Source organism: Salmonella enterica subsp. diarizonae, from assembly GCF_008692785.1.
In the GTDB taxonomy this organism is placed as follows: Bacteria; Pseudomonadota; Gammaproteobacteria; order Enterobacterales; family Enterobacteriaceae; genus Salmonella; species Salmonella diarizonae.
Map to the genome: position 1 here is coordinate 23488 of NZ_VXJV01000019.1, position 11968 is coordinate 35455.

The 11968-nt window shown below is 54.5% G+C and carries 11 protein-coding genes, 1 pseudogene and 1 riboswitch; of the genes and pseudogenes, 8 read left to right on the forward strand and 4 right to left on the reverse strand.

The annotated features are described in order from the left end of the window. Nucleotides 1-81: 81 nt before the first annotated feature. A riboswitch (TPP riboswitch) is annotated at nucleotides 82-182 on the reverse strand. A 52-nt stretch (nucleotides 183-234) separates the two neighbouring features. Then, entirely contained in the window at nucleotides 235-723 is a 489-nt protein-coding gene (gene rsd, locus F4V72_RS23685; protein WP_000934318.1) for a sigma D regulator, read from the reverse strand. A 92-nt stretch (nucleotides 724-815) separates the two neighbouring features. On the opposite strand from rsd, the gene nudC reads away from it, so the two are divergent. From nudC to F4V72_RS23715, 6 genes and pseudogenes are all read left to right on the forward strand, one after another. Beyond that, complete coding sequence (gene nudC, locus F4V72_RS23690; protein WP_000373960.1) at nucleotides 816-1589, forward strand: NAD(+) diphosphatase; 774 nt, start codon at nucleotides 816-818, stop codon at nucleotides 1587-1589. Between the two features lie 40 nt (nucleotides 1590-1629). After that, nucleotides 1630-2694 (forward strand): uroporphyrinogen decarboxylase, encoded by a 1065-nt coding sequence (gene hemE / locus F4V72_RS23695; protein WP_023247920.1) that lies wholly within the window; start codon nucleotides 1630-1632, stop codon nucleotides 2692-2694. Between the two features lie 9 nt (nucleotides 2695-2703). After that, nucleotides 2704-3375: a deoxyribonuclease V gene (gene nfi, locus F4V72_RS23700; protein WP_000362358.1), complete on the forward strand. Its 672-nt coding sequence runs from the start codon at nucleotides 2704-2706 to the stop codon at nucleotides 3373-3375. 41 nt (nucleotides 3376-3416) lie between these two features. After that, nucleotides 3417-4007, forward strand: a complete 591-nt coding sequence (locus F4V72_RS23705) for a YjaG family protein (protein WP_000940092.1) — start codon at nucleotides 3417-3419, stop codon at nucleotides 4005-4007. Between the two features lie 186 nt (nucleotides 4008-4193). Then, a pseudogene (hupA, locus tag F4V72_RS23710) lies at nucleotides 4194-4467 on the forward strand (nucleoid-associated protein HU-alpha). 11 nt (nucleotides 4468-4478) lie between these two features. After that, complete coding sequence (locus F4V72_RS23715; protein WP_023247922.1) at nucleotides 4479-5171, forward strand: DUF1481 domain-containing protein; 693 nt, start codon at nucleotides 4479-4481, stop codon at nucleotides 5169-5171. A 41-nt stretch (nucleotides 5172-5212) separates the two neighbouring features. Here F4V72_RS23715 and zraP read toward each other — a convergent pair whose 3' ends face one another. Next, nucleotides 5213-5668, reverse strand: a complete 456-nt coding sequence (zraP, locus tag F4V72_RS23720) for a zinc resistance sensor/chaperone ZraP (protein WP_080071309.1) — start codon at nucleotides 5666-5668, stop codon at nucleotides 5213-5215. A gap of 252 nt (nucleotides 5669-5920) precedes the next feature. Here zraP and zraS point away from each other — a divergent pair, with 252 nt between their 5' ends. Together zraS and zraR are read left to right on the forward strand one after the other, a co-directional pair. Further along, nucleotides 5921-7303 (forward strand): two-component system sensor histidine kinase ZraS, encoded by a 1383-nt coding sequence (gene zraS / locus F4V72_RS23725; RefSeq protein ID WP_070790173.1) that lies wholly within the window; start codon nucleotides 5921-5923, stop codon nucleotides 7301-7303. Nucleotides 7304-7308: 5 nt separating this feature from the next. After that, nucleotides 7309-8634: a sigma-54-dependent response regulator transcription factor ZraR gene (gene zraR, locus F4V72_RS23730; protein WP_023247925.1), complete on the forward strand. Its 1326-nt coding sequence runs from the start codon at nucleotides 7309-7311 to the stop codon at nucleotides 8632-8634. On the opposite strand, the gene purD is transcribed toward zraR, so the two are convergent. Together purD and purH are read right to left on the reverse strand one after the other, a co-directional pair. Beyond that, entirely contained in the window at nucleotides 8631-9920 is a 1290-nt protein-coding gene (gene purD, locus F4V72_RS23735; RefSeq protein ID WP_023247926.1) for a phosphoribosylamine--glycine ligase, read from the reverse strand. The genes zraR and purD overlap by 4 nt on opposite strands. A gap of 11 nt (nucleotides 9921-9931) precedes the next feature. Next, nucleotides 9932-11521, reverse strand: coding sequence for a bifunctional phosphoribosylaminoimidazolecarboxamide formyltransferase/IMP cyclohydrolase (gene purH, locus F4V72_RS23740; RefSeq protein WP_053510934.1), 1590 nt, complete (start codon nucleotides 11519-11521; stop codon nucleotides 9932-9934). Between the last annotated feature and the right edge of the window lie 447 nt (nucleotides 11522-11968).

Consider the following 11968-nt stretch of genomic DNA (forward strand, 5'->3'; position numbering starts at 1 on the left):
ATTCCAAAAAATTAAGGACGTGGCTTGTCAGACGACGGATGGAGTAATGGATGTGCGCCGCCCGTAAAGGCAGCAGCATAAAGCAGAATTACTCTTGTTCCCTTCGCAGGTATTAACCTGATCAGGTTCCGCGGATCCCGAATTAACGGTCTCAGCCAAAAATGGCACTCCGACAAGATGGCATCCCCTCATAAGAGGGGGAAGTTTGTAACCTACCTGTTAACGGCGTAAAACTCAAGCGGGACGTTTTACTCTGGCGCCGTCGTGCATTGCGTCAAATACCAGCATAATCAGCTTGTCTTCCAGCACAAAGCGGGCTTCCAGCGCCTCGCCGATATCTGACAGAGCCTGTTGAAATTCGAGACAATTATCGTGATCGATGGCAGTTTCCAGGCTGGAATCGTAATAATCCATAATGCGCTGCGTATTATCTTCCAGCAGCGGCCAGATTTTTGCCGCATGTAAAAGCTGACCGTTTCCTTCCAATTTATGGAGAATACGTTCATAAATACTGAAATGCCCGGCGGAAAGGTAATCGACCAGGCTCTGACAAAAATCATCCAGCGCTTTTTCATTCAGCCGCATGTACGATTCTTTGCCAGGCTTAATGCCAACCAGATTGTAGTAAGCCACGAGCAGGTGCTTACGTACATGTAGCCAGCGATCGACCAGTTTGTTGCTTCCGCCAACGCGCTCCGTCAGGTTTTCCAGCTGGTTTAGCATGATTGTCTCCGCAAGTTAGATAAAGGCTGTGCGCCATAAATGTAAAAATATTGTTAACAACATGCCAGTGAAGCAAAGGTAGTGCAAGAGCTATGGATCGTATAATTGAAAAATTAGAGAGTGGCTGGTGGATCGTCAGCCATGAACAAAAATTATGGTTGCCGTATGGGGAATTACCACACGGGCTGGCGGCAAATTTCGATCTTGTGGGGCAGCGCGCACTCCGGATAGGTGAATGGCAAGGCGAGCCCGTCTGGCTGGTGTTACAGCATCGGCGTCATGATATGGGATCGGTACGCCAGGTTATCGATCAGGATGCAGGGCTGTTCCAACTGGCGGGACGCGGCGTACAGTTGGCGGAGTTTTATCGCTCGCATAAATTTTGCGGCTATTGCGGGCACCCTATGCACCCCAGTAAAACCGAATGGGCGATGCTGTGCAGCCATTGCCGCGAGCGTTACTACCCGCAAATCGCCCCCTGCATTATTGTTGCCATTCGCCGTGAGGATTCTATTCTGCTTGCCCGGCATGTTCGCCACCGTAACGGCGTGCATACGGTACTGGCCGGGTTTGTTGAAGTAGGCGAAACCTTAGAACAGGCGGTAGCGCGCGAGGTGATGGAGGAGAGCGGGATTAAGGTGAAAAATCTGCGCTATGTGACTTCCCAGCCGTGGCCTTTTCCGCAGTCGCTGATGACCGCTTTCATGGCGGAGTATGACAGCGGCGAGATTGTCATCGACCCGAAAGAGCTGTTGGAAGCAAATTGGTACCGTTATGACGATCTTCCTCTACTGCCGCCGCCGGGCACCGTCGCACGCCGTTTAATCGAAGATACGGTGGCAATGTGTCGGGCTGAATACGACTGACATGTTACACTGGGCGCATCAACGCTAAAGGAATGTAAAAATGACCGAACTCAAAAACGATCGTTATCTACGTGCGCTGCTGCGCCAGCCCGTTGATGTTACGCCAGTGTGGATGATGCGCCAGGCAGGCCGTTATCTACCGGAGTATAAAGCCACTCGCGCGCAGGCGGGCGATTTTATGTCGCTGTGCAAAAATGCCGAACTGGCCTGCGAGGTCACTTTACAGCCGCTGCGCCGTTATCCGCTTGATGCGGCGATCCTTTTCTCGGATATCCTGACGATTCCGGACGCAATGGGACTGGGGCTCTATTTTGAAGCCGGGGAAGGCCCGCGCTTTACGGCTCCTGTCACCTGTAAAACCGATGTCGATAAGCTGCCCATTCCCGATCCGGAGGATGAACTGGGCTACGTGATGAATGCGGTACGCACGATTCGCCGCGAACTAAAAGGCGAGGTTCCGCTGATCGGCTTTTCCGGCAGTCCGTGGACGCTGGCGACCTATATGGTGGAAGGCGGCAGCAGCAAAGCCTTCACGGTGATTAAAAAGATGATGTACGCTGACCCGCAGGCGTTGCATCTGCTGCTGGATAAGTTGGCGAAAAGCGTCACGCTGTACCTCAACGCGCAAATCAAAGCTGGCGCGCAGTCGGTGATGATTTTCGATACCTGGGGCGGCGTGCTAACCGGCCACGATTACCAGCAATTCTCCCTGTACTACATGCATAAAATCGTGGATGGCCTGCTGCGTGAAAACGACGGGCGTCGGGTACCGGTGACGCTGTTCACCAAAGGCGGCGGTCAATGGCTGGAAGCGATGGCGGAAACCGGCTGCGACGCGCTGGGCCTTGACTGGACGACCGATATTGCCGATGCGCGTCGCCGTGTGGGTCATAAGGTCGCTCTGCAAGGCAATATGGACCCCTCAATGCTTTATGCGCCGCCAGCCCGTATCGAAGACGAAGTCGCGACTATACTTTCTGGTTTCGGTCAGGGAGAAGGGCACGTCTTTAACCTCGGACATGGCATCCATCAGGATGTGCCGCCAGAACATGCTGGCGCATTTGTGGAGGCGGTGCACCGACTTTCTGCGCAGTATCACAACTAAGGAGTTAGTATGGATCTCGCGTCGCTACGCGCTCAACAGATAGAACTTGCTTCATCGGTTTGCCGCGAGGATCGGTTGGACAAAGATCCGCCGGCGTTTATCGGCGGGGCGGACGTCGGTTTTGAGCAGGGCGGCGAGGTGACGCGGGCGGCGATGGTATTGCTGAAATACCCGTCGCTTGAGCTGGTGGAGTACAAGGTGGCGCGTATCGCCACCACCATGCCGTATATCCCCGGCTTTCTCTCTTTTCGTGAATATCCTGCGCTGCTGGCAGCGTGGGAACAACTCTCGCAAAAGCCCGATTTGCTGTTTGTAGATGGTCACGGTATTTCGCATCCGCGTCGGCTTGGCGTCGCCAGCCATTTTGGACTGTTGGTGGACGTGCCAACTATCGGCGTGGCGAAAAAACGGCTATGCGGTAAATTTGAACCGCTTTCCGCTGAACCTGGCGCGCTTAGCGCCTTAATGGATAAAGGCGAGCAACTGGCATGGGTATGGCGCAGCAAGGCGCGCTGTAATCCGCTGTTTATCGCGACAGGGCACCGGGTCAGTACTGACAGCGCGCTGGCGTGGGTACAACGCTGTATGAAAGGGTATCGCCTGCCGGAGCCGACGCGTTGGGCGGATGCCGTCGCTTCCGGGCGTCCGGCGTTTGTTCGTTGGCAAGAAATTCAGCGCTGATTCAGGTAAACTGCCGCTAATTTCCGATTCGAGATTCCATCATGTTACAAAACCCGATTCATTTGCGTCTGGAGCGGCTGGAAAGCTGGCAGCACGTTACTTTTATGGCCTGCTTGTGCGAGCGCATGTACCCGAACTACGCCATGTTTTGCAAGCAGACGGAATTCGGCGACGGACAGATCTACCGTCGCATTCTGGATCTGATCTGGGAAACCCTGACGGTGAAAGATGCGAAGGTCAATTTCGACAGCCAACTGGAGAAGTTTGAGGAGGCAATTCCGGCGGCTGACGACTATGATCTGTACGGCGTTTACCCGGCGATTGATGCCTGCGTCGCATTAAGCGAATTAATGCATTCTCGTCTTAGCGGCGAAACGCTGGAACACGCTATTGAGGTTAGTAAGACTTCCATTACTACGGTAGCGATGTTGGAAATGACTCAGGCTGGTCGGGAAATGACCGATGAGGAGCTCAAAACGAACCCTGCCGTTGAACAGGAATGGGATATTCAGTGGGAAATATTCCGACTTTTAGCCGACTGCGAAGAACGCGATATTGAACTGATAAAAGGGCTCAGGGCAGACCTGCGCGAGGCTGGCGAGAGCAATATCGGTATAAATTTTCAGCAATGACACCAGAAAACGTGATTTAACGCCTGATTTGTCGTGCCATAAGGCTTCCCTTCTGCCCCCCGTCTGGTCTACATTTGGGAGGCGAAAAAAAGTGGCTATCGGTGCGTGTATGCAGGAGAGTGCTTTTCTGGCATTTCCGTCGCACTCGATGCTTAGCAAGCGATAAACACATTGTAAGGATAACTTATGAACAAGACTCAACTGATTGATGTAATTGCAGACAAAGCAGAACTGTCTAAAACCCCAGGCTAAAGCTGCTCTGGAATCCACTCTGGCTGCTATTACTGAGTCTCTGAAAGAAGGCGATGCTGTACAACTGGTTGGTTTCGGTACCTTCAAAGTGAACCACCGTGCTGAGCGCACTGGCCGCAACCCGCAGACCGGTAAAGAAATCAAAATCGCCGCCGCTAACGTACCGGCATTTGTTTCTGGTAAAGCACTGAAAGACGCAGTTAAGTAAGACGCGTAGCTGTGAACAGTTTTATCGAAGGGGCTCGTCAGCCCCTTTTGTCTGTCTGGCGTCGTGCGCTTCTGTTTTCGGGCGCGCTGTTGCTGACTGCCTGCAGTCATAACGCTTCACCGCCTCCGTTTACTGCCAGCGGCTTTGCCGGCGATCAGGGTGCGGTACGTATCTGGCGTAAAGATACGAACGATGAAGTCCATCTGCTTTCTGTTTTTAGCCCGTGGCATAGCGGCAGCACGAGGACCAGCGAATATCGCTGGCAGGGTGATACGCTTTCGCTTATTGAACTCAATATTTACAGCAAACCGCCAGAACACATTCGCGCGCGTTTCGACGCTCGTGGCGAACTCAGTTTTATGCAGCGTGAAGTCGGGGGGCAGAAGCAGCAGCTTTCCAACGATCAGATTGCCCTGTATCGCTATCGCGCCGAACAAATCCGTCAGACCAGCGACGCATTGCGTCTGGGGCGCGTCATACTACGCCAGGGACGGTGGCACGCCGACCATACGGTAACCACTTGTGAAGGTGAAACGCTGAAACCGGATCTGGATTCCTGGGCAATAAGCCACATTGAGCGCCGCCAGAACCACTCATCGGTAGAGGTGAGCGTAGCATGGCTGGAGGCGCCGGAAGGATCGCAACTTTTGTTGGTGGCGAATTCAGATTTCTGTCACTGGCAGCCGCAAGCGAAAACCTTTTGATGGAATGCCGGATGGCGAAGCCGCCATTCGGCAAAAATGCTTTACCAGTTTCCCATACCCATGTGGCCGCCGCCGCGATGATAACCGCCGCCATAGCCGCCGCAACCGCCATAGCCCATTCCTGCGCCGCGTGGTATGCCAGCCTGCGCCATCGCGACATCCCGTTTCACGCGTTGCTCATCTAACTTCTGGCCTAATGATTCCATCTCTTTGGCAACCGCATTAATTTTCGCAGTATCCGGCGAACTGGCGGTCAGCAGCGCGTTGTATTCATAACGTTTGGATATCAGTTGCTGGCGCAGCGCGCTGGTCTGCGTATAGTAATCATCATAAATTTTCTGCGCCGTCGCCTGCTGTTCCGTTGTTAACGGGCTACCTCCCTGTTGCAACATACCGTCATTGTTGCCCCAGTGATGCCCGGCGAAGGCGGCGCCGGAGCTCAGGGCCAAAAGCGAGAGGGCGATTAGCGCGATAGCTGATTTATTGTTCCGTTTCATTTTGCGTTCTCCAGTTGCTCATCTTATCCTTTCTCTTGCATCTTCCGTGCCAGGTCACTATTCCTTGTCGGACAGCGAGTTAACCCGCTTCAGGCGGCAAAAAGCGAGTAAAAATGACTCGCATGGCCTGCCTGGCGAGTCATTTTTACCCGCTTATCCGGAAGGGTGTGCGACAACGCGCGGTTATGCGGAGCGAAGAATGGCATGATCTCTGCTTAAAGTAAGGAAAATAAAAACGAGCCGGGGAAGCCTGTGAGTTTTATGCGATTACATAAAGATGCCGCTGCAACGTGGTTGAGTCGGCTGCTACCTGTGGCGATCTTCATTCTGGTGGGGCTATTTTCCATTATGGTCATTCGCGACTATGGCCGTGAGAGCGCAGCCGCCAGGCAGACGCTGCTGGAAAAGGGAAATGTACTCATTCGCGCTCTGGAATCCGGCACGCGAGTTGGTATGGGAATGCGGATGCATCACGCGCAGCAGCAGACATTGCTGGAAGAGATGGCGGGTCAGCCAGGCGTGTTGTGGTTCGCCGTAACGGATGCGCAGGGGGTAATCATCACTCATAGCAACCCAGGCATGGTGGGCAAATCGCTCTATTCCACATCTGAAATGCATCAGCTAAACCCCGGGCCGCAGGAGCGCTGGCGGCGCGTCGACGTTGCTGATAGCGGCGAGACGGTGCCTGCGCTGGAAATTTACCGCCAGTTCCAGCCGCTTTTCGGTATGAGAGGTCACGGTATGGCGCGTTGCGCCAATGACGATGAACCTGCGAAACAAACTATTTTTATTGCCTTTGACGCCAGCGAGCTGGCCGCGACCCAGGCAAGGGAGTGGCGTAATACGCTGATTGTGTTGTCTGCTTTAGCGGCGGTGCTGTTGGCAACGTTACTGGCCTTTTTTTGGCATCAGCGTTATCAACGCTCGCACAGAGAACTGCTTGATGCAATGAAGCGTAAAGAAAAGCTGGTGGCGATGGGGCATCTGGCGGCGGGCGTCGCGCACGAAATTCGTAACCCGCTCTCGTCCATCAAAGGACTGGCGAAATACTTTGCCGAGCGCACGCCTGCCGGCGGCGAGTCGCATGAACTGGCGCAGGTGATGGCCAAAGAGGCCGACCGTTTGAACCGGGTGGTAAGCGAATTGCTCGAACTGGTAAAGCCCGCGCATCTGACGCTCCAGGCGGTTAACCTCAATGATATTATTACCCACTCCCTGAATCTGGTCAGTCAGGATGCCCAAAGCAGAGAGATTCAGTTGAGATTCACGGCGAATGAGACGCTTATGCGTATTCAGGCTGACCCGGACAGGCTGACTCAGGTGCTGTTGAATTTGTACCTGAACGCTATTCATGCGATTGGCTGCCAGGGAACGATTACCGTAGAGGCGAAAGAAAGTGGGACCGACCGCGTTATCATTACTGTTACCGATAGCGGGAAAGGGATCGCCCCGGATCAGCTGGAGGCGATTTTTACGCCTTATTTTACGACGAAAGCTGACGGAACAGGCCTGGGGCTGGCGGTGGTGCAAAATATCATCGAACAGCATGGCGGTGCGATTAAGGTGAAAAGTATTGAGGGTAAAGGCGCGGTCTTTACTATCTGGTTGCCAGTGATAGCGAGACAACAGGATTAACAAGGATGATACGCGGAAAAATCGATATTCTGGTTGTGGATGATGATGTCAGCCACTGCACGATTTTACAGGCGCTGCTTCGGGGCTGGGGCTATAAGGTCGCTCTGGCCTACAGTGGGCATGATGCGTTGGCTCAGGTGCGTGAGAAAGTCTTTGATCTGGTACTGTGCGATGTTCGTATGGCGGAGATGGACGGTATCGCCACGCTGAAAGAGATTAAAGCGCTCAACCCCGCCATTCCGATTTTGATTATGACGGCATTCTCCAGCGTAGAAACGGCGGTAGAGGCGTTGAAAGCTGGAGCGCTCGACTACTTAATTAAACCGCTGGATTTTGACCATCTGCAGGAGACGCTGGAAAACGCGCTGGCGCATACGCGGGATGCCACCGCCGAGTCACCTTCTGTGCCTGCCGCGCAGTTTGGCATGATTGGGGAAAGTCCGGCGATGCAACATTTACTGAATGAAATCGCGATGGTCGCGCCATCAGACGCCACGGTATTGATTCACGGAGACTCCGGTACCGGCAAGGAGCTGGTGGCGCGGGCGCTACACGCCTGTAGCGCCCGGAGTGATAAACCGCTGGTCACGCTCAACTGCGCGGCGCTTAATGAATCGCTGCTGGAGTCCGAGCTGTTCGGACACGAAAAAGGCGCGTTTACCGGCGCGGATAAACGTCGGGAGGGACGCTTTGTCGAAGCTGACGGTGGGACATTGTTTCTTGATGAAATCGGCGATATCTCGCCGTTAATGCAGGTACGTTTGCTGCGTGCGATTCAGGAGCGTGAAGTGCAACGCGTGGGAAGCAACCAGACGATCTCTGTGGATGTTCGGTTGATTGCCGCCACCCATCGCGACCTGGCGGAAGAGGTGAACGCCGGTCGCTTTCGCCAGGATCTCTATTATCGCCTGAATGTGGTGACGATTGAAATGCCTTCTTTGCGCCAGCGTCGGGAGGATATTCCGTTACTGGCGGACCATTTTCTGCGGTGTTTTGCCAGACGTAACCGTAAAGCGGTAAAAGGTTTCACGCCACAGGCGATGGATCTGTTAATTCACTACGACTGGCCGGGTAATATACGCGAGCTGGAAAACGCTATCGAACGGGCGGTGGTGTTGCTGACGGGAGAATACATTTCTGAACGCGAACTTCCTCTCGCTATTGCAGCGACGCCGATAAAAACGGAAAACAGCGCCGAGATCCAACCGTTGGTCGATGTGGAAAAAGAGGTCATTCTGGCGGCGCTCGAAAAAACGGGTGGCAACAAAACGGAAGCCGCCCGTCAGTTAGGGATCACGCGTAAGACGCTGCTGGCGAAATTATCGCGTTAGTTCTGCTCGCGTTCGATGGCGCGCCAGCCGATATCGTTACGATAGAAGCAATCGTCCCAGTGGATATCGGTCATTAAGGCGTAAGCGCGTTTCTGCGCGTCGGCCACGGTCTCACCCAGCGCGGTGGCGCACAATACGCGACCGCCGCTGGTTAGCACACGATCGTCATCGGTGAGTTTAGTGCCGGCATGGAATACTTTGCCGTCCGCAACCTCTTCCAGTGGCAGGCCGTGGATAACATCGCCGGTGCGATAGTCGCCAGGATAACCGCCGGCCGCCATCACCACACCCAGCGAGGCGCGGTCGTCCCACTCGGAAGTTTTCTCATCCAGCTTACCGTCGCAGGCGGCGAGGCAAAGATCCACCAGATCCGATTTCATGCGCAGCATGATCGGCTGCGTTTCCGGATCGCCAAAGCGACAGTTGAACTCGATTACTTTTGGGTTGCCTTGCTTGTCGATCATCAGGCCTGCATACAGAAAACCGGTGTAGGTGTTCCCTTCCGCCGCCATGCCTTTCACGGTAGGCCAGATGATCCGTTCCATGGTGCGCTGGTGGACTTCATTAGTGACCACGGGAGCAGGAGAGTAAGCGCCCATACCGCCGGTGTTAGGACCGGTGTCTTTATCTCCCACACGTTTGTGATCCTGACTGGTCGCCATCGGCAGCACGTGCTCGCCATCGACCATCACGATAAAGCTCGCTTCTTCGCCGTCGAGGAACTCTTCAATCACGATGCGGTGGCCCGCATCGCCAAAGGCATTGCCGGCCAGCATATCCTGCACCGCGGCTTCCGCTTCTTCGAGCGTCATCGCTACGATCACACCCTTACCGGCAGCCAGGCCGTCAGCTTTGATCACAATTGGCGCGCCTTTCTCACGCAGATACGCCAGCGCTGGTTCCACTTCGGTAAAGTTCTGGTACTCCGCCGTCGGGATGTTATGACGGGCGAGGAAATCTTTGGTGAAGGCCTTAGAACCTTCCAGTTGCGCTGCGCCTTCGGTCGGGCCGAAGATTTTCAGGCCCGCAGCACGAAAAGCGTCAACCACACCGATTACCAGCGGCGCTTCCGGGCCGACGATAGTCAGGTCAATCTTCTCGTTTTGGGCAAAACTTAGCAGTGCCGGGATATCGGTCACGCTGATAGCGACGTTTTGCAGCGTGGGTTCCAGCGCAGTACCGGCGTTACCCGGAGCGACGAACACGGTTTTTACTTTTGGCGACTGTGCCGCTTTCCACGCCAGCGCGTGCTCGCGCCCGCCGTTGCCAATCACTAATACTTTCATGTTTCGCTCCATTAATGGCGGAAGTGGCGCATGTCGGTGAAGATCATCGCAATACCGTGTTCATCGGCAGCGGCAATCACTTCATCATCACGGATAGAGCCGCCAGGCTGGATCACGCAGCTCACACCCACGGCTGCAGCGGCATCAATACCGTCGCGGAACGGGAAGAAGGCGTCAGAGGCCATGGCGGAACCTTTCACTTCCAGCCCTTCGTCACTGGCTTTAATCCCGGCGATTTTCGCGGAGTAGACGCGGCTCATCTGACCGGCGCCGATGCCGATAGTCATGTTCTCTTTGGCGTAGACGATGGCGTTGGATTTGACGAACTTCGCCACCTTCCAGCAGAACAGCGCATCGCGCAGCTCCTGTTCGGTTGGCTGGCGTTTAGTGACAACGCGCAGGTCTTTTTCGCTCACCATGCCCAGGTCACGATCCTGCACCAACAGGCCGCCGTTCACGCGTTTGAAATCGAGACCTGGCACGCGTACCGCCCACTGGCCGCAAACCAGCACGCGTACGTTCTGTTTGGCGGCGGTGATTTTCAGCGCTTCTTCGCTGGCGGATGGGGCGATGATCACTTCGACAAACTGGCGAGAGATGATCGCCTGCGCGGTTTCAGCATCCAGTTCGCGGTTGAAGGCGATGATGCCGCCGAATGCGGAAGTCGGATCGGTTTTGTACGCGCGGTCATAAGCGTCGAGAATAGAAGTGCTGACCGCCACGCCGCATGGGTTGGCGTGTTTAACAATGACGCAGGCCGGTTCGCTGAACGCTTTCACGCACTCCAGCGCTGCGTCGGTATCGGCAATGTTGTTATAAGAGAGGGCTTTGCCCTGAACCTGCTGAGCGGTAGCGACAGAGGCTTCTTTTACCTCTTCTTCTATATAGAAGGCCGCCTGCTGGTGGCTGTTCTCGCCGTAGCGCATATCCTGCTTCTTAATGAAGTTCAGGTTCAGGGTGCGCGGGAAGCGACCAGCGGCTTCTTTGCTTTCACCGTGGTAGGCCGGAACCATGCTGCCAAAGTAGTTGGCAATCATGCTGTCGTAGGCGGCGGTGTGCTCAAAAGCTTTGATGGCGAGATCGAAGCGGGTTGCAAGCAGAAGGGAACCGTCGTTGGCGTCCATCTCTTTAATAATAGCGTCGTAGTCGCTGCTCTTCACCACGATAGCCACGTCTTTATGGTTCTTGGCAGCAGAGCGCACCATGGTCGGGCCGCCGATATCAATGTTCTCTACCGCATCTTCCAGCGAGCACCCTTCACGGGCCACGGTCTCGGCGAACGGATACAGATTAACGACAACCATATCGATAGGGGCGATGTGATGCTGTTCCATGATCGCATCGTCCTGGCCGCGACGACCGAGGATGCCGCCGTGGACTTTTGGATGCAGGGTCTTCACGCGTCCATCCATCATTTCCGGGAAACCGGTGTAATCGGAAACTTCGGTCACTGGCAGACCCTTTTCTGCTAACAGGCGAGCGGTGCCCCCTGTTGACAGCAGCTCCACACCGCGTGCGGAAAGTGCCTGGGCGAATTCGATGATACCGGCCTTGTCAGAAACACTGAGCAAAGCGCGGCGGACTGGACGACGTTGTTGCATGGTAAATCCCCTGGATTTGACGATTACAGAGAGCGTTAGCTGAATTTTTCGTGAAAAACTCAGCTAACGCCCCTTACGGGGCATCCTCATTTTGCGGCGATATTGTAACGAAAACGTTTGCGCAACGCTCGCGAATTTTTCTTTTTAAATTCTGGCCCCGCTTTTATCCCTGAAAGATCGTTTGCAGAGTGAGAAGATCCAAGAAATGAACGCGCATTTTGTGGATAAGTCTGTGCGTAAATGGGTATAACCAGGGGTTTTGCTGGGGAATGCAGCAAACAGTCATTTTTCTGCAATTTTTCTATTGCGGTCAGCAGAGAACTCCCTATAATGCGCCTCCATCGACACGGCGGATGTGAATCACTTCACACAAACAACCGGTCGGTTGAAGAGAAAAATCCTGACATTCAGGGTTGACTCTGAAAGAGGAAAGCGTAATATACGCCA

Bases quoted from the DNA above. Each gene is read 5' to 3' on its own strand.
- purD (WP_023247926.1), bottom strand. From the start codon at position 9,920: ATGAAAGTATTAGTGATTGGCAACGGCGGGCGCGAGCACGCGCTGGCG.
- zraP (WP_080071309.1), bottom strand. From the start codon at position 5,668: ATGAAACGGAACAATAAATCAGCTATCGCGCTAATCGCCCTCTCGCTT.
- zraR (WP_023247925.1), top strand. From the start codon at position 7,309: ATGATACGCGGAAAAATCGATATTCTGGTTGTGGATGATGATGTCAGC.
- rsd (WP_000934318.1), bottom strand. From the start codon at position 723: ATGCTAAACCAGCTGGAAAACCTGACGGAGCGCGTTGGCGGAAGCAAC.
- nfi (WP_000362358.1), top strand. From the start codon at position 2,704: ATGGATCTCGCGTCGCTACGCGCTCAACAGATAGAACTTGCTTCATCG.
- hemE (WP_023247920.1), top strand. From the start codon at position 1,630: ATGACCGAACTCAAAAACGATCGTTATCTACGTGCGCTGCTGCGCCAG.
- purH (WP_053510934.1), bottom strand. From the start codon at position 11,521: ATGCAACAACGTCGTCCAGTCCGCCGCGCTTTGCTCAGTGTTTCTGAC.
- F4V72_RS23705 (WP_000940092.1), top strand. From the start codon at position 3,417: ATGTTACAAAACCCGATTCATTTGCGTCTGGAGCGGCTGGAAAGCTGG.
- nudC (WP_000373960.1), top strand. From the start codon at position 816: ATGGATCGTATAATTGAAAAATTAGAGAGTGGCTGGTGGATCGTCAGC.